At 71.7% G+C, this 20027-nt stretch carries 16 protein-coding genes; 11 read left to right on the top strand and 5 right to left on the bottom strand.

Annotated elements, in window-relative coordinates:
- The first annotated feature begins 23 nt into the window (after window positions 1–23).
- The 4 genes from ACFYW1_RS21815 (at window position 24) to ACFYW1_RS21800 (ending at window position 3945) form a co-directional block, all read left to right on the top strand.
- Entirely contained in the window at window positions 24–968 is a 945-nt protein-coding gene (locus ACFYW1_RS21815; RefSeq protein WP_388995454.1) for a Zn-ribbon domain-containing OB-fold protein, read from the top strand.
- Window positions 969–2024: a thiolase domain-containing protein gene (locus ACFYW1_RS21810; RefSeq protein ID WP_388995451.1), complete on the top strand. Its 1056-nt coding sequence runs from the start codon at window positions 969–971 to the stop codon at window positions 2022–2024.
- Window positions 2014–3180, top strand: coding sequence for a thiolase domain-containing protein (locus ACFYW1_RS21805; RefSeq protein WP_388995449.1), 1167 nt, complete (start codon window positions 2014–2016; stop codon window positions 3178–3180). Before ACFYW1_RS21810 ends, ACFYW1_RS21805 begins: the two co-directional genes overlap by 11 nt.
- A 264-nt stretch (window positions 3181–3444) precedes the next feature.
- Complete coding sequence (locus tag ACFYW1_RS21800) at window positions 3445–3945, top strand: hypothetical protein (protein WP_073789562.1); 501 nt, start codon at window positions 3445–3447, stop codon at window positions 3943–3945.
- A gap of 61 nt (window positions 3946–4006) precedes the next feature.
- Here ACFYW1_RS21800 and ACFYW1_RS21795 read toward each other — a convergent pair whose 3' ends face one another.
- Window positions 4007–6232, bottom strand: a complete 2226-nt coding sequence (locus ACFYW1_RS21795) for a germacradienol/geosmin synthase (RefSeq protein WP_388995446.1) — start codon at window positions 6230–6232, stop codon at window positions 4007–4009.
- Between the two features lie 406 nt (window positions 6233–6638).
- Here ACFYW1_RS21795 and ACFYW1_RS21790 point away from each other — a divergent pair, with 406 nt between their 5' ends.
- A complete protein-coding gene (locus tag ACFYW1_RS21790) occupies window positions 6639–7970 on the top strand; it encodes an N-acetylmuramoyl-L-alanine amidase (RefSeq protein WP_388995443.1) in 1332 nt (443 codons plus the stop codon).
- A gap of 65 nt (window positions 7971–8035) precedes the next feature.
- Here ACFYW1_RS21790 and ACFYW1_RS21785 read toward each other — a convergent pair whose 3' ends face one another.
- Window positions 8036–9172, bottom strand: coding sequence for an aminoglycoside phosphotransferase family protein (locus ACFYW1_RS21785; RefSeq protein WP_388995440.1), 1137 nt, complete (start codon window positions 9170–9172; stop codon window positions 8036–8038).
- 242 nt (window positions 9173–9414) lie between these two features.
- Here ACFYW1_RS21785 and ACFYW1_RS21780 point away from each other — a divergent pair, with 242 nt between their 5' ends.
- Window positions 9415–10911, top strand: coding sequence for a hypothetical protein (locus ACFYW1_RS21780; protein ID WP_388995437.1), 1497 nt, complete (start codon window positions 9415–9417; stop codon window positions 10909–10911).
- Window positions 10912–11131: 220 nt separating this feature from the next.
- On the opposite strand, the gene ACFYW1_RS21775 is transcribed toward ACFYW1_RS21780, so the two are convergent.
- Window positions 11132–12577, bottom strand: coding sequence for a PP2C family protein-serine/threonine phosphatase (locus ACFYW1_RS21775; protein WP_388995434.1), 1446 nt, complete (start codon window positions 12575–12577; stop codon window positions 11132–11134).
- A gap of 458 nt (window positions 12578–13035) precedes the next feature.
- On the opposite strand from ACFYW1_RS21775, the gene rpmG reads away from it, so the two are divergent.
- The 4 genes from rpmG (at window position 13036) to ACFYW1_RS21755 (ending at window position 15201) form a co-directional block, all read left to right on the top strand.
- Entirely contained in the window at window positions 13036–13200 is a 165-nt protein-coding gene (gene rpmG / locus ACFYW1_RS21770; RefSeq protein ID WP_388995431.1) for a 50S ribosomal protein L33, read from the top strand.
- 92 nt (window positions 13201–13292) lie between these two features.
- Window positions 13293–13553 carry a type B 50S ribosomal protein L31 gene (locus ACFYW1_RS21765; protein ID WP_388995624.1) on the top strand — a complete coding sequence of 87 codons (261 nt, stop codon included), beginning with the start codon at window positions 13293–13295 and terminating at the stop codon, window positions 13551–13553.
- Window positions 13554–13866: 313 nt separating this feature from the next.
- A complete protein-coding gene (locus ACFYW1_RS21760; protein ID WP_388995428.1) occupies window positions 13867–14643 on the top strand; it encodes a DUF4389 domain-containing protein in 777 nt (258 codons plus the stop codon).
- 42 nt (window positions 14644–14685) lie between these two features.
- Window positions 14686–15201, top strand: a complete 516-nt coding sequence (locus ACFYW1_RS21755) for a DinB family protein (protein WP_388995621.1) — start codon at window positions 14686–14688, stop codon at window positions 15199–15201.
- Between the two features lie 41 nt (window positions 15202–15242).
- Here the strand turns inward: ACFYW1_RS21755 and ACFYW1_RS21750 are convergent, their stop codons facing one another.
- Window positions 15243–15935, bottom strand: a complete 693-nt coding sequence (locus ACFYW1_RS21750; RefSeq protein ID WP_388995426.1) for a hypothetical protein — start codon at window positions 15933–15935, stop codon at window positions 15243–15245.
- Window positions 15936–16330: 395 nt separating this feature from the next.
- On the bottom strand, window positions 16331–17101 hold the full coding sequence (locus tag ACFYW1_RS21745; protein ID WP_388995424.1) for a hypothetical protein: 771 nt from the start codon (window positions 17099–17101) through the stop codon (window positions 16331–16333).
- 366 nt (window positions 17102–17467) lie between these two features.
- Between ACFYW1_RS21745 and ACFYW1_RS21740 the strand changes: the two genes are divergently transcribed.
- Complete coding sequence (locus ACFYW1_RS21740; RefSeq protein ID WP_388995422.1) at window positions 17468–19990, top strand: ATP-dependent Clp protease ATP-binding subunit; 2523 nt, start codon at window positions 17468–17470, stop codon at window positions 19988–19990.
- Window positions 19991–20027: the final 37 nt, after the last annotated feature.

Here is a 20027-nt window from a genome sequence, read left to right as displayed (position 1 = left end):
GGCCCCGAGCCCAGGAGGCAACCGTGCCCGACATCCTCAGCGCACCACTCGTGGTCGAATTCCCCTTCACCCGCTCCCTGGGCCCGGTCCAGAGCGCCTTCCTCACCGGACTGCGCGAACGCACCGTGCTCGGCGTCCGCACCGACGGGGGAAGGATCCTGGTCCCGCCCGTCGAGTACGACCCCGTCACCGCGAAGGAGATCCGGGAACTCGTCGAGGTCGCCCCCACCGGCACCGTCACCACCTGGGCCTGGAACCCCGCGCCGCGCCGCGGGCAGCCCCTCGACACCCCCTTCGCCTGGGCCCTCGTCCGGCTCGACGGGGCCGACACCGCCCTCCTGCACGCCCTGGCCGCGCCCGGCCCGCACGCCGTGCGCACCGGCATGCGGGTCCGGATCCGCTGGGCCGCCGAACGGACCGGCGCGATCACGGACATCGCCTGCTTCGAACCGTACGAGGGCGACGCGGGCGGAGAACCCGCCCCGCACGACGGGGCGTTCCCCGACCCCGTCACCGGCATCGTCACCCCCGCCCGGCTCGACTACCGGTACACCCCCGGCCGGGCCCAGAGCGCCTACATCCAGGCCCTGTCCGAGCGGCGCATCGTCGGCGAACGCTGCCCGTCCTGCGCCAAGGTGTACGTGCCGCCCCGCGGCGCCTGCCCCACCTGCGGCGTCGCCACCGCGGAACAGGTCGAGGTCGGCCCGCGCGGCACCGTGACCACGTACTGCGTCGTCAACATCAAGGCGAAGAACCTGGACATCGAGGTCCCCTACGTCTACGCCCACATCGCACTCGACGGCGCGGACCTCGCCCTGCACGCCCGGATCGGCGGCATCCCGTACGACCAGGTGCGCATGGGACTGCGCGTCGAACCCGTCTGGACCGAGGGCGCCCGCCACCCCGACCACTACCGGCCCACCGGCGAGCCGGACGCCGACTACGACGCGTACAAGGAGCTGCTCTAGATGCGAGACGTGGCGATCGTCGCCTTCGCGCAGACGGACCACCTGCGGCGCACCGACGAACTCTCCGAGGTCGAGATGCTGATGCCGGTGCTCCACCGGGTCCTCGACGCGACCGGCCTGCGGGCCGGCGACATCGGCTTCACCTGTTCCGGCTCCAGCGACTACCTGGCCGGCCGCGCCTTCTCCTTCACCATGGCGCTCGACGGCGTCGGCGCCCACCCGCCGATCTCCGAGTCCCACGTGGAGATGGACGGCGCCTGGGCCCTGTACGAGGCATGGGTGAAGATCCGCACGGGCCAGGCCGACACCGCGCTCGTCTACTCCTACGGCAAGTCCTCGCCCGGGGAGCTCCGCGACGTCCTCACCCGCCAGCTCGACCCGTACTACCTCGGCCCGCTCTGGCCGGACTCCGTCGCCCTCGCCGCGCTCCAGGCCCGGGCGCTGATCGACGCGGGCGACACGGACGAGGCGGCCCTCGCCGAGATCGCCGCCCGCAACCGCGCCGCCGCCGCGGACAACCCGCACGCCCAGCTCGCCGGCCGGGTCCCGGCCGGGGACTACGTCGTACGACCGCTGCGCACCGGCGACTGCGCACCGATCGGCGACGGGGCGGCCGCCGTGATCCTCGCCGCCGGGGACACCGCCCGGCGACTGTGCCCCCGCCCCGCCTGGATCCGCGGCATCGACCACCGCATCGAGGCACACGGCCTCGGCGTCCGCGAACTGACCGAATCACCGTCCACCCGGCTCGCCGCGACCCGGGCCGGGTTCTTCGAACGCCCCGTGGACACCGCCGAGTTGCACGCCCCGTTCACCTCCCAGGAGGTGGTGCTGCGCAAGGCGCTCGAACTCGCCGACGACGTGGCCGTCAACCCGTCCGGCGGCGCGCTCGCCGCCAACCCGGTCATGGCCGCCGGACTGATCCGGCTCGGCGAGGCCGCCGCCCGCATCCACCGGGGCGAGTCCGACCGGGCACTGGCCCACGCCACCTCCGGGCCCTGCCTGCAACAGAACCTGGTCGCCGTCCTCGAAGGGGAGAGCGCTCATGTCCGCTGAACCCGTGGCCGTCGTCGGCATCGGCCAGACCGCACACGTCTCCGCCCGCCGGGACGTCTCCATCGCCGGACTGGTCCGCGAGGCCGCCGTCCGCGCCCTGGACGACGCCGGTCTGACCTGGCCGGACATCGACGCCGTCGTCATCGGCAAGGCCCCCGACTTCTTCGAGGGCCTGATGATGCCGGAGCTCTACCTCGCCGACGCCCTCGGCGCCGTCGGCAAACCCATGCTCCGGGTGCACACCGCGGGCTCCGTCGGCGGTTCCACCGCACTCGTCGCCGCCAACCTGGTCTCCGCGCGGGTGCACCGCACCGTCCTGACGCTCGCCTTCGAGAAGCAGTCCGAGTCCAACGCCATGTGGGGCCTCTCGCTGCCCATCCCGTTCCAGCAGCCGCTGCTGGCCGGCGCGGGCGGCTTCTTCGCCCCGCACGTGCGGGCCTACATGCGGCGCACCGGGGCCCCCGACGAGATCGGCTCCCTCGTCGCGTACAAGGACCGGCGCAACGCGCTCAGGAACCCGTACGCCCACGTCCGTGACCCCGGCATCACCCTGGAGAAGGTACGGGCCGCGCCGATGCTCTGGGACCCGATCCGCTACTCGGAGACCTGCCCGTCCTCCGACGGGGCCTGCGCGATGGTCCTCACCGACCGGGCCGGGGCGGACCGCTCGCCGCACCCGCCCGCGTGGGTGCACGGCGGTGCGATGCGCAGCGAGCCGACGCTCTTCGCCGGCAAGGACTTCGTCTCCCCCCGGGCGGGCCGGGACTGCGCGGCCGACGTGTACCGGCAGGCGGGGATCAGCGACCCGCGACGGGAGATCGACGCCGCCGAGCTGTACGTGCCGTTCTCCTGGTACGAGCCGATGTGGCTGGAGAACCTCGGCTTCGCCGAGGAGGGCGAGGGCTGGAAGCTCACCGAATCCGGCGTCACCGAGATCGACGGCGGCCTGCCCGTGAACCCCTCGGGCGGAGTGCTCTCCACCAACCCCATCGGGGCCTCCGGCATGATCCGCTTCGCCGAGGCGGCCCTCCAGGTACGGGGCCGGGCGGGCGAGCACCAGGTGGCGGGGGCCCGAAAGGCGCTCGGCCACGCGTACGGCGGCGGGGCGCAGTTCTTCTCCATGTGGCTGGTCGGATCCGAACCCCCCACCGGCTGACCCCGGCCCCCGCGCGGGAGGGGGCCGGACCGCGACCGCGCCGGGGGGTCGGATCACCCTCCGTGTCCCCCGGACACCGGATGTGACCGGCCCCCTCGCCATGGCCCCGGCCGGGTCCGCCCACGGGACCCGCCGGGGTCCGCCCACGGGACCCGCCGGGGTCCGCCCACGGGACCCGCCGGGGACCGGCCGGCGGGCCCGTCGGCGCCCCGGCCTGCACGGACCCGACTCTGCAACGTGAGCCCGGACACGTACCATGTCTGCATGTCCTTCCTCCGCCGCCGTAGCGCCGCCACACCCGCGGGCCCCGACTTCGACGTCCTGGCCATGGACCCGGGGGACTGGCCCGGAAATCTCGGCGCCGGCCTGCTGCCCGCCCCCGACGGGAGCTGCCAGGGCGTCTTCCTGCGCTACGACCTGTTCGGCGGCCGCGGCCCCGCGATGATCATCGGCAACCTCCCGGAGGGATCGCCCGCCCGCGAGACCGAGGAGGGCCAGGTCCCGTTCGAGGTCGCCCAGCTGCTGCTCGCGCTGGAGAACGACGAGCCGGTCGAGGTCACCGGCACCGAGGACATGCCCGTCATGCAGGGCGACAACCTGCTGATCGTCCGCCGGATCAAGCTCTCCGAAAGCCGCATCTCCTGCGTGCAGTTCGACCGCAGCGACGGTGTGCTCGTCACCATCGCCAGCTGGGACCGGCCGATCACCGACGACCTGTACACCCTCCTGAAGCCGCTGCCCGCCGAGCTGTTCCAGCAGGGCTGAAACGTCTCTCCGGTGGCCGCCCGCTTCCCGCGGGCGGCCACACGCATGCCGGCCCCGCCCGCTACCCGCCGCTCGCCGAGGTCCGTGCGAACCGCGAGGTCACCCGCGCCGCCGAGACGCCGATCCCGGTGGGACCGCCGATGTGCCACGGCGCGCCGTCCCGCCGGAGGTCCTGCTCGCGGTAGCGCCGGCAGCCCCGGTGCCAGATCAGGATGCCCGCGAGCCACTGCTCGAGTTCCCGCACGTACCCGGCCAGAACCCCCCGCGCCTCCGCGTCCAGCCCGAAGTCGTCGCAGAGCACCGGGAGTTCCCGCTCGGCGACGTGCAGGAACTGCCGCAGCCGCGACTCCATCAGATCGTGCACGATCGCCACCCCGGTCGGGTAGTCCACCCCGAAGAAGTTCTGCACGACCAGGACACCGTTGTGCACCTCTCCCTCGTACTCGATCTCCTTCTGGTACGAGAACAGGTCGTTGAGCAGACACGCGTAGTCCGCCGCCGCGTTCTCCAGGGAACGCATCGGCCCGCTGCGGTAGATCTCCGGCGGAACCTTCCTGCCGTGTCCCAGCCTGCACAGACTCATCGTGAGGTCGGACCCGAAGGTCATCCGCCGCATCTCGATGTAGTCCACCGGATCGGGGATACGGTTCTGCGCCTGGTTCGCCAGCTCCCACAGCCAGCTCGCGGTCATGTCCTCGACCGCCTTGCGGAACGTCCGCCGCCCGCCCGCGTCCATCGGGGCCGAGGTCCTCGCCCAGAGGTCGGCGAGCCCCCGCTCCAGCGCGTTGACCGGTTCGGGCGTCGCGGCCCCGTCCAGCGGCATGAACGCCGACAGCCGCTCGTTGGCGAGCGCGGCCCCCGCCAGGTCGCGGGGCCGTCCGTGCACCACCGGGAACCAGTCGTCCCCGTACGTCCCCCAGGTCAGCCACTGCGACGCCAGATCGAGCTCCTCCGGCGTCGCGTCCGGGAACAGCCCCGCCGCGCACAGCGGCAGATCGATCGCGACGAGCCGCTGCTCGTCCCAGATCTGTGAACCGGGCACCCCCGGCTGCGACTTCAGGAGGCCCATGCGGTCCGCCCAGTCGACGACCCGCAGCCGCGCCCCGCCCAGATGGGGGCTGAGCGTCGTGCCGAAGGGCAGCTCGAAGTCGGGCAGCAGGGACGGGCCGACCCGCCGGTGGGGCACATGGGTGTGGCTGCGCAGCCGGGCCGACTCCGAGCGGGCGGTGAACCGGAGCGAGGCCGCGGCCATGCCGAAGCCGGTCGAGCCCACCTCGGCCGTGCCCGCCTCGACCGCGCCGTCGTTCATGTAGCGGCTGGAACGCAGGTGCCACTCGTGACCGCCGGACTGCCAGTCCTGCAGACCCTTGACGTACGCGAGGACCGACGCGGTTCGCGCGGGATCCAGGCCCTTCTGTGCGCAGAGCGGGCCGAGTTCGGTCAGGACGGTGTTCTCGAACTGCTGCAGCCGGGACGTCAGCAGATCGTTCACCGCCTCGGCGGCCTCCTGCGTGGAACAGCCGAGGAAGCGTTCGAGGACCAGTACGCCGTTGCTGTTCTCGCCCTCCTCCTCCACCTCCCGCTGGTACGAGAAGAGGTCGTTGCGCAGATGCACGGCGTCGGAGAAGGCGTCCCGCAGCACCCGCAGCGCCCGCTCCCCGGCCACCTGTTCGGGCACCTCCGCACCGGCCGCGTACTCCACGAGCCCCGCCGACCACGGCGCACCGCCCACCTTGCGGCGCATCTCGATGTACTCGACGGGGTTCGCGATGCGCCCCTCGTCGATGTTGGCCAGCTCCCACAGCGACTCGTTGAGCAGGTTCTCCGTCGCCTCGGCGAACCTGGCCCGCCAGGCGTCGGACATGCCCGGCACCGTCCGCGCCCACAGGTCGGCCAGCCCCGCCTCGACCGGATTCACGGGCTCCGGCACCGGGGCCCCGCGCTCCATCGGCATGAACGCGGGCAGCCGGTCCAGATACCGCTTGCCGCCCTCCCGGTCCAGGGTGCGCTTGAACAGTTCCAGGAAGTGGTCGTCGAAGAAGAAGACCCACACGTACCAGTCGGTGACCAGTGAGAGGGCCTCGGCCGAGCAGTCGGGATGGGTGTACGCGCACAGCAGCGCGTAGTCGTGGGAGTCGAGGTCCTTCTCGTCCCAGATGCCCGAACCCTCCACCATCCCCATGCTGCGGGCCCATTCCTTGGTGTGCGCCCGGGCCTCCTCGACATGGGCGTTGAGCCGCGCCGGATGCGGAACATAGAAATCCGGCAGGGTGAAGGGCTGAGGCATGTACGTTCGGCCTTTCCAGGGGCGCCGCACGGCTGTCGAGCGGCCTCGATCATTTCCGCGCGAGCACTACCCTTCGGCCGTTCGAGGTACTCATATTCCGGATTAGTCAGATAAAAAGCATGCCTGTGGGTGGTGCCCGGGGTGTGCCCGATGCCGGGCGCCCGCTCCGCGGGAGCCCGGCAACGGACCGTCGCCGAAGGCCGGTTGAATCTTTCCGGGTGCAGGTCAAAGACCCTTTCAGAGGTCTGGGCCACTGGCTCGGCCCGCGACCTCGGCCGATCCCTTGACTCGTTGTCATGTCAGGTCGGAGAGTGTGCGCGCACAGCGGATCAGCGGAACGGATCACGCGGGCTCGGCCCGCTCAGCACGCCCGGCTCGACACGCACGGCTCCAAAGAAGGGTTGTCATGACGTCCAAGCAGAGGACCGGACTCGCACTCGCGCTCACCGGCGTCGGCGCACTGAGCATGGCACTGCTCAGTCCCGTGACCCAGGCCGGAGCGGACGAGGTGCGGCCGGAATGCCCGCGCGGCCTCGCGTGCGACTGGGTTCCGGCGGCCTACCGACAGACGGGCGACCCCGCCGACAAGGAGACGTACGGGAACTACGACACCGCGGACCGGCCGAACACCAACAAGATCCGCTTCATCGTCCTGCACGACACCGAGGAGGACTACGACACCACGCTGAAGATCTTCCAGAACCCGCTGAAGCAGGCGTCCGCCCACTACGTGGTGCGTTCGGCCGACGGCCACGTCACCCAGATGGTAAAGAACAAGGACGTGGCCTGGCAGGCGGGCAACTGGTACGTCAACAGCCACTCCATCGGCATCGAGCAGGAGGGCGTCGCCGTCGACGGCGCCAAGTGGTACACCCCCGAGATGTACCGCTCCACCGCCAAGCTGGTGCGCTACCTCGCCGCCAAGTACGACATCCCGCTCGACCGCCAGCACATCATCGGCCACGACGGGGTGCCGCCCACCACCGCGGCCGGAACCAGGAACATGCACTGGGACCCGGGCCCGTACTGGGACTGGAACCGCTTCATGAAGCTGCTCGGCAAGCCCACGGTGCCGACCGCACCCCGCAGCAGCGAACTCGTCACCATCAGCCCGGACTTCAAGAAGAACCAGCAGGTCTTCCGCGACTGCGAGAAGGGCGCGGACCTGCCGGCCCAGGGCTCCAGTGCCGTCCCGCTGCACACCGCGCCCTCCGCCGACGCGCCCCTCTTCTCCGACCCCGGCCTGCACCCCGACGGCTCGCCCGGCACGAACTGCGCCGCCGACTGGGGCAGCAAGATCAGCGCCACCCAGCAGGCGGTCGTCGCGGACCACGCCCCCGGCTGGACGGCGATCTGGTGGTACGGCAAGAAGGCGTGGTTCCGGACCCCGGCCCACACCCGGAGCACCACACCCACCTCCGGCTACGTGGTCAGGGCGAAGGCCGGCCGCACCGACGTCCCGGTGTACGGGGTGGCGTATCCGGAGAAGTCCGAGTACCCCGCGGACTTCGGGGACAAGCGGGTGGGCTCGCCGCTCCCGTACACGATCGGGGCGGGCCAGTCGTACCCCGGCGGCGGCGAGGCGCCCACGGGTTACTTCTACGCGCCGACGATCGACTCCTCGGCCCCCTTCGACCACACGTACTTCAGTGGCGGGGAGAAGTACGTGACGGTGCAGATCGGCCACCGGATCGCCTTCGTGAAGGCGTCCGACGTGGACATCGTCCGCACGCGCTGAACCACCACGACGCGCGCGGACCCGGTGTGTCGGCACCGGGCCCGCGGCGCGTCCCCCTGGGCAGGTCAGCGAGTGCCGACCGCGGCTCGTACGGCTCTGCGGGCCATGGCGCAGTCGTCGTGCAGCCGGCGCAGCAGCAGTCGCTGCTCCTCGCTCGACGACAGGGCCCCGGGCCGGTCCTGACCGGCTCCGGCGGGCATCGGATCACGCATGGCCCGCTGGACGGCGGTCTCGTACGTGCGGATCTCCCGGGTCAGGACCAGCATGAGGTTCACCAGGAACGCGTCACGCGCCGCGGGCCCCTTGGCCTGGGCGAGCTGGCTGATCTGGCGCCGCGCCGCGGGCGCGTCCCCCAGGACCGTCCAGAGCGTCGCCAGGTCGTAGCCCGGCAGGTACCAGCCCGCGTGCTCCCAGTCGACCAGCACCGGCCCCGTGGGCGACAGCAGGATGTTGGAGAGCAGCGCGTCACCGTGGCAGAACTGCCCCATGCCCTGACGTCCGCCCGCGTGCGCCAGACCGTGCAGCAGCTTCTGCAGGTCGCCCAGGTCCCGGTCGGTGAACAGACCCAGCTCGTGGTAGCGGGAGATCCGGGAGGCGTAGTCCAGCGGGGCGTCGAAGAGCCCCGGGGCCGGCCGCCACTCGTTGACCCGGCTGATCGCACCGAGCACGGCCCGCACATCGGCGCGGGGCGGAGCCTCCGACGGGTGCCTGGTCAGCGCCGCCACCCGTCCCGGCATCCGCTCGATCACCAGCGTGCAGTTCTCCGGATCGGCCGCGATGAGACGCGGCACCCGCACCGGGGGACGGTGCCGGACGAACGCACGGTATGCAGCTATTTCGTGCCGGAACCGCTCCGACCACGCGGGCGAGTGGTCCAGTAAGCACTTGGCCACCGCGGTCGTCCGCCCGGTGGAGCCGACGAGCAGGACCGAACGGCCGCTGCGGCGCAGCACCTGGACGGGATTGAACTCGGGACAGATCCGCTGCACCGAGGTGATCACCATCCTCAGCTGCGCGCCCTGCGGACCGGACAGGTCCAGCCGTCCGCTGAGCGCCGGACCGCCGGGAACCGCGGGCCGACGCGGGCGGACCGTGCCGGGCACCGACGGAGCGGCGTGCGGGGTGAGATACGGTCCGCCGCCCGCCCCCAGGGGGCGGAGCGGCCGGGGCGGGGCGGTCACGGAGGACGATGCTGTGTACATGAGCGAGACAGATCCCTTCGTGCGCCGACAAGTTGCGTGCGCCGCCCCGGCCCGGCGACCGTTCGGCACCCTGGGGAGTACCTAGGGCTGCCGGGCGGGGGTGGCGCTTTCCTACCTGACACCGGACTCCGGGTGGCAGACCATGTGGCGTGCCCTGGCGAACCATGGCGAATAGTCGCAGGGCATCTGACAGGGGGTTCAGGGGGTTACTGTCAACACAGCCGAGAACCTGGGGGCTTGACGTGACCGGAGAACCCAACACCCGCCTGTCCGACCTGTTCGGCCTCGCCGGCTGGTCCAAGGGCGAACTCGCGAGAATGGTGAACAGGCAGGCGGCGGCCATGGGCCATCCGCAACTGGCCACCGACACCTCGCGGGTGCGGCGTTGGATCGACATGGGGGAGTCACCCCGCGATCCCGTGCCCGAGGTGCTGGCTGCCCTGTTCACCGAGCGGCTCGGTCGTGTCGTGACCATCGAGGACCTCGGGTTCGGCCGACGCGGGCGTGCAGGCAAACGGCGGGGCGTCGGGACGCAGAACAATCCCGACGGGCTGCCGTGGGCGCCCGAGCGGACGGCAGCGGTCCTCACCGAATTCACGGGAATGGACCTCATGCTCAACCGACGCGGCTTGGTGAGCGCGGGCGCCGCGCTCGCCGCAGGATCGACCATCACCGGCCCCATGCACGACTGGCTGCACACGGACCCCGTGCTGGCGGCCGAAGTCCCACGGATCAACGACTCCTTGCACGCGGAGCAGGCCGGTTTCGACCGGTACGAGGCCGCGCCCATCGGGTCGGAGGAGATCGAAGCGCTCGAACGGTCCGTCGAGGTGTTCCGCGCCTGGGACGCGTCCCGGGGCGGCGGACTCCAGCGCAAGGCCGTGGTGGGCCAGCTCAACGAGGTGGGCGGCATGCTCGCCTACCGCCACCCCGAACACCTGCAACGCCGGCTGTGGGGCGTGGCGGCCAACCTGGCGGTGCTCGCGGGATGGATGTCGCACGACATCGGACTCGAACCGACCGCCCAGAAGTACTTCGTCATCGCGGCCCACGCGGCGCGCGAGGGCGGGGACCGCCCGCGGGCGGGCGAGGCGCTCTCCAGAGCGGCCCGGCAGATGGTCCACCTCGGCCGTCCCGACGACGCCCTGGACCTGATGAAACTCGCCAAGTCCGGTTCGGGGGACGAGGTGCTGCCCCGCACCCGGGCGATGCTGTACACCATCGAGGCGTGGGCCCAGGCTTCCATGGGCCGGGGCCAGGCGATGCGACGCACGCTCGGCAAGGCCGAAGAGCTCTTCGTCTCGGACAAGAGCGATGTGCCGCCGCCCAGTTGGATGCAGATGTTCGACGAGGCGGACCTGCACGGCATGCAGGCCCTGGCGTTCCGCACCCTCGCCGAGCACGATCCGTCGGCGGCGATCGTGGCCCAGCGCCACGCCAAACAGGCGCTGGAGCTCCGGGTCAACGGCCGCCAGCGGTCCAAGATCTTCGACTACATCTCGCTCGCCTCGGCGTGCTTCATCGCCGACGATCCCGAACAGGCGGACCGCTACGCGCGACTCGCCCTGGTGACGATGGGGGAGACCTCCTCGCACCGCACCTGGGACCGGCTGCGCGAAATGTACCGGCTCACCGGCCAGTTCGCGGGCTACGCGAAGATCGCGGAACTGCGCGAGGAGATCAAGCTCTCCATGCCGCAGTCCATCATCAAACAGCCCAGGCGTTCCGCGGAGATCTGACCGGGGGCGCCACGACGAGGGGCGCCGCCCGTCGATCGTCCGGACGCCACGGTCCGGCTGACCTCGTGCCGGCCGATCGCAGCGGTCCGGTCCGTCACCGTCCGGCCACCGGCCGTTCGGGCACTGCTCCGTGGGCAGGCGGCTTCGTGCTGCCGTGTCCCGCGCCGTGCCCGGTGTCGCGGGTGTCCATGCCTTCCGTCACGGGTGCCGTCGTGCCGTTCTACGCCTCGAGGCGGGCGACGAGCACGCACGCGTCGTCCAGGCGCTCGGTGCCACCGAACTCCGTCAGGACGGTCCGCAGGCACTCCTGTGCCGAACCGGCCCGTGCGAAGCGCGGTGCCAGAGCGAGCAGCGCGTCCGGGTCCGCACCCCGGCCGTCGTGACCGTTCAGCCCGTCGGTGTGCAGCACCAGCACGTCGCCCGGCAGCAGGTGCACCTCGTCCTGCTCGTACGTGACCCCGGAGGCCGCGCCGAGGAGGACCCCGTCCGGTGGGGGCAGCGGGCGCCCCTTCCCGGCGCGGAACAGCAGCGGCGCGGGGTGTCCCGCCTGGGCCCAGGCCAGGACGCCGGTCGTCGGATCGAAACGGCAGCACAACGCACTGCCCAGAGCGGGTTGGACGGAGGTCTCCAGCAACTGGTTGAGATGCCCCATGAGGGCGCCCGGCTCGATGCCTGCCACGGCCATTCCGCGCAGCGCTCCCAGCAGCATCGCCATCGCCGAGGTGGCCGGGATGCCGTGGCCGGTCAGGTCACCGACCGTGAGCACGGTCCTGCCGTCCGGCAGGTCCAGTGCGTCGTACCAGTCGCCGCCGATGAGCGAACTCGACTCCGAAGGGAGGTAGTGGGCCGCCACGTCCAGTGCGCCGGCTCCCCGCGAGGGGGACCGTGACGAACCCCGCCACGGGGGGAGCACGGCCTGCTGGAGTTCGACGGCCATGCGGTGCTCGGTCCGTGCCCTGTCCTGGCGGCGGCGGAGCGTGTCGTGGCTCCGCCGTACCGTCTGCTGGCTCCGTCGCAGTTCGCTGACGTCACGCAGGACGGCCCACATGGAGGCGGTGCAGCCGTCCGTGTCGAGGACGGGCTCGCCCATCATGTGGAGCGTGCGGGTCCGGCGGTCGGGCCGTACGATGCGGAACTCGCCGTCTATCGGCTTCCCGTCCACCAGGCAGCCCGTCACCAGCGCGGTGAGCAGGGGCTGGTCCTCCGGGACGAGTACGGAGGGGAGTTCGTCCAGCGAGAGCGGACCGGCCTCGGGGGACCTGCCGAAGATCTGGAACAGCTCCTCGGACCAGCTGACCTCGTCGGTGAGCAGATTCCACTCCGCGCTGCCCACCCGGCCGATCAGCGACCCCTGCCGCGGCTCCTCGGCGGCCCTTGCCGCAGTGTCCTGCGGCGGTGTGTCCCTGAGCTGCTCCGGCACCTGCGGCCGCAGGCCGTCCCTCAGCTGTCCCAGATGCGCACCGAGGTTGTCGAGATGGCTGACCGCCAGGTCGCAGAGCGCCCGCTGCCACCGCGCCTGCGGGTCCTCATCGTCGACCGGCACCGTTTCGCGCCGCACGGCATTCACGTCGCCGCGCAGCCGCCGGGTCCGGTCGATCAGGGTGGCCACGGCATCGTGCTCGGGCGGGTGAGGGGCGGGGCGGTCCGCGGACAGCGGGGACGGCATCTCGTACTCCGATACAGGCGCGGCGCTACCAGGTCTGAATGGTGGACCGAAGACGACTGTCGCACAGGCCGGGGGAGCCCGTAAGGGATTTGGCAACACTCGATGGGTTGTTGCTTCTGGCATATGTCACAGGCTGCGCGCTGCGTCGATCCGTCGAACAGCCTTGCTGGCGGCGGACGTTGGCGCAAGTGATCCGGCGCGTGCGGACGGTCGCGCGCCCGCGCGTCTTCCTGCGGTTCGTGCGCTGGGGCGGAACGTGGCGAATGCGAAGAGGGGTACTCCGTGCTGTCGCGGACCGCGTGTGCGCGACTCCGGAGCGCAAGGTTCCGTCTCGTTCCCGCCCGGGGTGCGCGGGCGGGAATGCGACCGGGGGGTGTCGCGTTACGACACCAGAACGAAAACGAAACCCATTCCCATGAGGGGAGGGGGTTCGGTGGAGAAGGAGCCCGGAGGTGCCCATGGCCCGCAGTGAGACCCGTCCCGTAGTGACGCTCCGGTCGACGGCCGGAACGGGGTGGAGCTACGTGACCCGCAAGAGCCGCCGGAACGATCCCGACCGGCTGGTCCTGCGCAAGTTCGACCCCGTCGTGGGGCGGCACGTGTCGTTCCGGGAGGAGCGCTGACCGGAGAGGGTCGTCCTCCCCGTTCCGCGCCGGCCCGTCCCGCGCCGCTTCACGGAGCGGCGCTCCCGCAGCAGCCTGAGGAGGCAATGAGCATGAAGTCCCGCATCCACCCCGTCTCCCGTCCGGTGGTCTTCCGCGACCGGGCCGCGGGAGCGGCCTTCCTGATCCGTACGACCGCGACCGCGGACGAGCGGGTGACCTGGGAGGACGGCCGGATTTACCCGGTGATCGACGTGGAGACCTCGTCGGCGAGCCACCCGTTCTGGACCGGGAGCGGCCGGGTGTTCGACACGGCCGGCCGTATCGAGCGCTTCCGTCGCCGCTACGGCTCCGAGGCGCCCGCCGCCGGCTGAGCCGCTTCGCCGGATCCCGCGCCCAGTGCCGTGAGTCACAGTGCGGGGGCGGGTTTCCGGGAACGGAGCGTGGTGGTTTATCGTTCACCTATATGTGGATGCCGCGTATCGCGCCCACAAAAGCCACCCCGGCTGGATTCCCCCGATCCGGCCGGGGCTTCTCCTCGACCCCCGTCCGTGCCCGAACGCCCCCGGGCCCGGCAGGGCCACCCGATCGGCCCATGACCGATTGCGGGACCTCCCCGTCCGCCCCAGCGTGGGGTGACGTCGTGTGTGCCGATGGCGTACGGACCACCCCCCGACGAGGAGCGACATGGCTGACGTCCAGTGGAGTCCGCGCCCCAGGACATGGACCGCCGAGGAACAGCTGCCCCTGCTGGACGTCATCGAGCCGCCGCGCCAGCGCCGACTCACCGTCCTGGTACGGCTGCTGCTCCTGATCCCGCACTTCGTCGTGCTGTTCTTCCTGCACATCGCCGCCGTGGTGACGGTCGTCCTCGGCTGGTTCGCCGCGCTGTTCCTGGGGCGACTGCCCGGACCGTTCTTCCGCTTCCTCGCCGGATACCTCGGCTACCAGGTACGGGTCGGGGCGAGCAGCCTGCTGCTCGTGGACCGCTACCCGCCGTTCACCCTCGGTCCGGCACCGGACTACCCGGCCCGCATCGAGGTCGTCCCCACCACGCTCAACCGGCTGGCCGTCCTCTTCCGCCTGATCCTGATGATCCCGGCGGCGATCGTGCAGGGCCTCGCCGCGTCCGGCTGGTGGGCGGTGGGGGTCGTGTGGTGGCTGATCACCCTGATCCTGGGCCGCATGCCGCGCCCCCTCTTCGAGGCCACGGCCGCCGTGCTCCGCTACACGATGCGCTTCTACGCGTACTTCCTGATGCTCACCCCGGCGTACCCCAAGGGCTTCTTCGGCGACGACGACCTCTCCGTACCGCCGCAGCAGGCGCGTTCCGCCACCCGGCCGCTCGTCATGAGCGGCGCGGGCAAGGCGCTGCTCGCCCTGTTCCTGGTGCTCGGCGCGGTCACCTCCCTCACCGGCTCCACCACGAGCACCTGGACGGTCGAGGACGACGACGGCAGGTGAAATCCCTGGCCCGCTCCCTCGCGTGCGGGGCATCATCATGCGCTGACATGGACAGCCCCCGAAGTGACACGCAAGTCCGGCTCGCTCGTGGCCGATGAGCGGGAGATGCTCACGGGCTATCTCGCGTGGTTCCGCAACACCCTCCTGCACAAGTGCGCGGGGCCGACCGGGGAACAACTCGCCGAACAGACCGTCGAGCCGTCCAACCTCACGCTCCTGGGGCTGATCCGCCACATGGCGAAGGCCGAACGCACCTGGTTCCGGGAGCGGTTCGCGGGCCGGACATTCGATCCGATGTATGCCCCGGAGAAGGGCAAGGACGCGGACTTCGAGGACCTCGACCCGGCCCGCGCCGCCGAGGACCACGCCCGCCTCGTCGAGGAATGGCGGCTGGCGGACGAGACCGTCGCCGGTGCCTCGCTGGACGACACCTTCATCCACGCGGGCGAGGAGTACTCGCTGCGCGTGATCCACCTGCACATGATCTCCGGGTACGCGCGCCACATCGGCCACGCCGACCTGGTGCGCGAGCGTCTCGACGGGGTGACGGGAGGGTGAGGCGCCCCTGAGAGCGGCCACGACCCCCGCGCGGGACCCCACTACGTCGCGAGGCCGTCCGGAGCGGGCGCGCGACGGGCCTGCGGGACACCGGGACGGCCCGGGGGCGGGGAGTCGGGGGCGGTGTGCCGCTCCTGGGACCGGGGCGGGCGCACGTCGGTCCAGTAGATGTCGAGCATCGTGCGCAGGGTCGTCGGTTCCTGGGCGGGACCCGTGGGCACGGTCAGCCGGTCGAGGTGCCGCCACAGCTCGTGGTCCGTCTGCTCGGCACCGCCGCCGTCCCGGGCGTGGGCCGCCTGGTGGCGCTGGACGGCCAGCGCCAGTTCGCGGAGCGTCTCCCGGCTCTGCTGGCCCGAGCTGTGGCTCTGCGCGCGGTTCACGTTCCGCTGCTCCTCGCCCAGTTCGGAGATGGCCCGCTGGACCCGCTGGTGGAAGTTGGCGGTGCGGCGGCGCAGCGACTCGAACTCGGCGCGCGTCGCGAACCATTCGCGCTTGCCGGCCTCGCCCCGGGCGAGGCACTGGGCGTGGAACTCCTCCCGCTCGGTCTTGCGGCGGCGCAGGACACTCGCGGTCCGCTCGTGGACGTGGGTGAGGATCTTCCGGGCCCGCGGCAGATTGTCGGGGTGGGTGATCGCCTCCCACGTCGTCGCGTCACGGGTGGGCGGATGGATGTTCGAGGTGAGCATCTGCTCGAACTCCTTGTCGGCGAGCTGCGCGAGGTCCTGGGCGTCCACTACTGGCCTCCAAGCCGGTGTTGGGCGGTATGGGACCAGCGTGGCGTACCGCACCGACAAGCACGTAGAAATCCGGAAATGGAATGCGCCAAAGCTGAGGGCCGCGGCAGGGCGGACGGGAGGGCCCGGCGGAGGCCGGCCGACGGCCCCGCACCGGTCGGCGACCGACCGGGGCCGACCGGTGCGAGGCCGTACCGGCAGTGCGTACGACCCACCCCGAGGACACCGGGTGCGGGCTGCCGGGCCCGCGCCGCGACGGCGCCGGCGCACGGGGGCGGACGCCCGCTTCATGAGACACCGGGACCCTCGTTCGACTGTCCGAAACCATACGTTCTTCATGGCTTCGACCACCGATAACGCTCCTGGGAGCGCCTCGGACAGCGGCGGTACATCCCTCAGGAGCGCCACCACGGCGCACGGACCACATCGCTCCTGGAGGCCCCGCAGTTGAGACCGTTGACCACCTCGTCGGCCTCGATGTCCCAGCCGACGACACCGTTGCCCTGACGGCCCAGCTCCACCAGACGCGCCCGCTCGTTCCCGTGCCCGGTGTCGATGTCGCACTCCACGACGCCGGACCAGGACCGGCCGTCCAGCGCCCCGGCCAGGGCGAGCGCCGGGAGCACCCCCACGGCCAGCAGCATGGCGAACGCCCACGAGGCGTCCGCGGCGCGTTCGCGCCAGCCGGAGGGAGCGGTGCCGACACGCCGCCCGCTGCCGCGCTCGCGGCGGCCGGTGCGGTACTCGGCGATCACCCCGAGGCGCAGCGCGTACGAGGCGAGACCGGTGGCGGCCCCCCACCACAGCCCGTGGAACGCCCCGACGACCAGCGCGAAGGCTGCCGGGACGACGGCGGCCGACAGCAACGACCGGAGGAGCGGGGCGTCGGCCCGTACGCGGGCGCTGCTCCGGGCGACGAAGTAGGCGTACGTGATGCGCGAGACCACGACGGCGAGCACCGTGGTGAGCGGCGCGTCGTTGAGGAGCATGCCGATCAGGACGTTGGGCCAGTTGGCCGGTTCCATGGCGACGAGCGCCTCGCTCGCCGCGCCGCCGCTGCCCAGCGTCCAGGCCAGTTTGAGGACGGGCACGGCGAAGACCACCGCCAGCAGCACGAGGTGTCCGGGGCCGCCGTGCAGGTCCTCCGACTTTTCGCTGTCGCTCATGACCCCAAGTCTTGGCGGGGGCCCGGAACCCGGCCAGGCGGCGGGCGGCCCCCGGCGCGCGACGGGCGGTACGGGGACGGCGCGGATGGCCGAAAGACCGGCCGCACATCACCCGATCGGCGGCGTCCCGGCCGGCCCGCCACCCGGCCGGAACGTCCATGACGCGGTGACGAACGCCAACAGGGGGCGGCGGGCGGCCCTCCCCGCCGTTGCGGGACCCCGTCCGCGTTGGTCTAGTGAAAACACCTGCCCATGGGGGCCGCGAGGAGACCTCGACGACCGATGAGCCCCGGACCCGGCGCACGGAGGTCCGGGCCGGCGGCCCCTCGCGCCCTCTCCCCGCCCCGCACACCCCGGACGGTGATCATGACCATGTCCTCCTTCGGCTCCTTCGGCGGCCCGGACCCGTTCTCCGAACTGCTCAACCGCTTCTTCGGGATGTCTCCCGCCTCCTCGCCCCCTCAGGTGCAGCGGGTCCCCATCGGGCGGCTGCTGACGGAGTCGGCCCGCGAGCTGATAGGCCGCGCGACCACGCGCGCGACCGGTGACGGCAGCCGGGACCTGGACACCGAGCACCTGCTGTGGGCCGCCACCCAGGTGGAACCGGCCCGCACCCTGCTCGCACGGGCCGGGGCCGACCCCGAACAACTGGCCAAACAGATCGAGGACGTCCTGCCCGGGGAGAGCGCCACACCGTCCGCGGAACCGAGCCTGACGCCCGCCGCCAAGCGCGTGCTGCTCCAGGCGTACGAGCGCTCGCAGGCGGCCGGCGTCTCCTACATCGGGCCCGAGCACATCCTCGGCGCGCTCCTGGACACCCGGGAGTCCGGCGCGGCCAGACTGCTCGGCGCCTACGGCACGGACACCGACCGGCTGCGTCGCGAGGCGGACAGCGCGGCGAGGGCCGAGGGCACCCCGGCGACCGGCACCAGCGACACCCCCACGCTCGACGAGTACGGACGGGACCTGACCGAGGCGGCGAAGGCCGGGAAGCTCGACCCCGTGGTCGGCCGGGCCGACGAGATCGAGCAGACCGTGGAGGTCCTCTCGCGGCGCTCGAAGAACAACCCGGTGCTCATCGGCGAGCCCGGTGTCGGCAAGACCGCGATCGTCGAGGGCATCGCCCAGCGCATCGTGTCCGGGGACGTCCCCCGGACGCTCAAGGACAAGCGGGTGATCACCCTCGACCTCTCCGGCCTGGTGGCCGGGGCCCAGTACCGGGGCCAGTTCGAGGAGCGGCTGAAGAACGTCATCGACGAGGTCAAGGCCGCCTCGGACTCGACGATCCTGTTCATCGACGAGCTGCACACGGTGGTCGGCGCGGGGGCGTCCGGCGAGGGCGCGATGGACGCGGGCAACATCCTCAAGCCCGCCCTGTCCCGGGGCGAACTGCACGTCATCGGCGCGACGACCATCGACGAGTACCGCAAGTACGTGGAGAAGGACGCCGCCCTGGAGCGCCGCTTCCAGCCCGTCATGGTGCCCGAGCCGACGGTCGACGAGACCATCCAGATCCTGGAGGGCCTGCGGGACTCCTACGAGGCCCACCACCAGGTCCGCTTCGCCGACGACGCGCTGGTTGCGGCGGCCGAGCTCTCCGACCGCTACATCAGCGACCGCTTCCTGCCGGACAAGGCCATCGACCTCATGGACCAGGCGGGTGCCAGGGTGCGGCTGCGGTCGCTCGGCAAGTCCACCGAGGTCGTCTCCCGCGAGGACCGGCTCGCCGAGCTGAGGCGGGAGAAGGACGAGGCGGTGGCGGCCGAGGACTTCGAGAAGGCGTCCGGGCTGAAGGACGAGATCGCCGAGACCGAGGCCGAACTCGCCGGGATCGCGGAACGGCGCGAGGGCGTCATGGACGTCATCACCGCCGACATCGCCGATGTCGTCTCCCGCCGCACCGGCATCCCGGTCGCACAGCTCACCGCCAGCGAGAAGGAGAAGCTGCTCAAGCTGGAGGACGCGCTGCACTCCCGCGTGGTCGGCCAGGACGAGGCGGTCACCGCGATCGCGGAGGCGGTGCGCCGCAACCGCGCGGGCATGGGCGACCCGAAACGGCCGGTCGGCTCCTTCCTCTTCCTCGGCCCCACCGGCGTGGGCAAGACCGAACTCGCCAAGGCGCTGGCGGACCTGCTGTTCGGCGACGAGAACCGCATGGTCCGCTTCGACATGAGCGAGTTCCAGGAGAAGCACACCATCTCGCGGCTCGTCGGCGCGCCTCCCGGATACGTCGGCCACGAGGAGGCCGGCCAGCTCACGGAGAAGGTGCGCCGCCAGCCGTACAGCGTGCTCCTCTTCGACGAGGTGGAGAAGGCCCACCCCGACATCTTCAACGCGCTGCTCCAGGTCCTCGACGACGGACGCCTCACCGACGGGCAGGGGCGGACGGTGGACTTCCGCAACACCGTCGTCATCATGACCTCCAACATCGGGGCCCAGCGCATCCTCGCCCACAAGGGGGACGTCTCCGAGATCCGGGACGACCTCATGGGAGACCTGCGGGGCCACTTCCCGCCGGAGTTCCTCAACCGCGTCGACGAGACGATCATCTTCCACGGCCTGGACAGGGACGACCTCGGCCGGATCGTCGACCTCATGCTGGACGGCAGCAGGCGCCGCGTCCGCGCCCAGGGACTGGAGCTGGAGATCACCGAGGCGGCGAAGACCCTCCTCGTCGCGCACGGCCACCAGCCGGAGTTCGGGGCCCGCCCGCTGCGCCGCACCATCCAGACCGAGCTCGACAACCGCATCGCGTCCCTGCTGCTGAGCGGCGAGGCGGAGCCGGGCGACACCGTCGTCGCCGACGTCCGGGACGACGCCCTGGTCTGCACGATCAGCCGTCCCGAACCCTCCGGCGGACCCGTCGCCGAGGCCGTCGGGGCCGGTTGATCCCGGGGAGGCCCGCGGATCCCTGCCGCACGGTTCT

It is taken from the genome of Streptomyces sp. NPDC002669 (assembly GCF_042889165.1).
Taxonomy (GTDB): Bacteria; Actinomycetota; Actinomycetes; order Streptomycetales; family Streptomycetaceae; genus Streptomyces.
This window is presented reverse-complemented; position numbering and strand designations above follow the sequence as displayed.

Coding starts and splice junctions, on each gene's coding strand:
- ACFYW1_RS21810 (WP_388995451.1), top strand. CDS start 969: ATGCGAGACGTGGCGATCGTCGCCTTCGCGCAGACGGACCACCTGCGG.
- ACFYW1_RS21805 (WP_388995449.1), top strand. CDS start 2,014: ATGTCCGCTGAACCCGTGGCCGTCGTCGGCATCGGCCAGACCGCACAC.
- ACFYW1_RS21800 (WP_073789562.1), top strand. CDS start 3,445: ATGTCCTTCCTCCGCCGCCGTAGCGCCGCCACACCCGCGGGCCCCGAC.
- ACFYW1_RS21795 (WP_388995446.1), bottom strand. CDS start 6,232: ATGCCTCAGCCCTTCACCCTGCCGGATTTCTATGTTCCGCATCCGGCG.
- ACFYW1_RS21790 (WP_388995443.1), top strand. CDS start 6,639: ATGACGTCCAAGCAGAGGACCGGACTCGCACTCGCGCTCACCGGCGTC.
- ACFYW1_RS21785 (WP_388995440.1), bottom strand. CDS start 9,172: ATGTACACAGCATCGTCCTCCGTGACCGCCCCGCCCCGGCCGCTCCGC.
- ACFYW1_RS21775 (WP_388995434.1), bottom strand. CDS start 12,577: ATGCCGTCCCCGCTGTCCGCGGACCGCCCCGCCCCTCACCCGCCCGAG.
- rpmG (WP_388995431.1), top strand. CDS start 13,036: ATGGCCCGCAGTGAGACCCGTCCCGTAGTGACGCTCCGGTCGACGGCC.
- ACFYW1_RS21765 (WP_388995624.1), top strand. CDS start 13,293: ATGAAGTCCCGCATCCACCCCGTCTCCCGTCCGGTGGTCTTCCGCGAC.
- ACFYW1_RS21760 (WP_388995428.1), top strand. CDS start 13,867: ATGGCTGACGTCCAGTGGAGTCCGCGCCCCAGGACATGGACCGCCGAG.
- ACFYW1_RS21745 (WP_388995424.1), bottom strand. CDS start 17,101: ATGAGCGACAGCGAAAAGTCGGAGGACCTGCACGGCGGCCCCGGACAC.
- ACFYW1_RS21740 (WP_388995422.1), top strand. CDS start 17,468: ATGACCATGTCCTCCTTCGGCTCCTTCGGCGGCCCGGACCCGTTCTCC.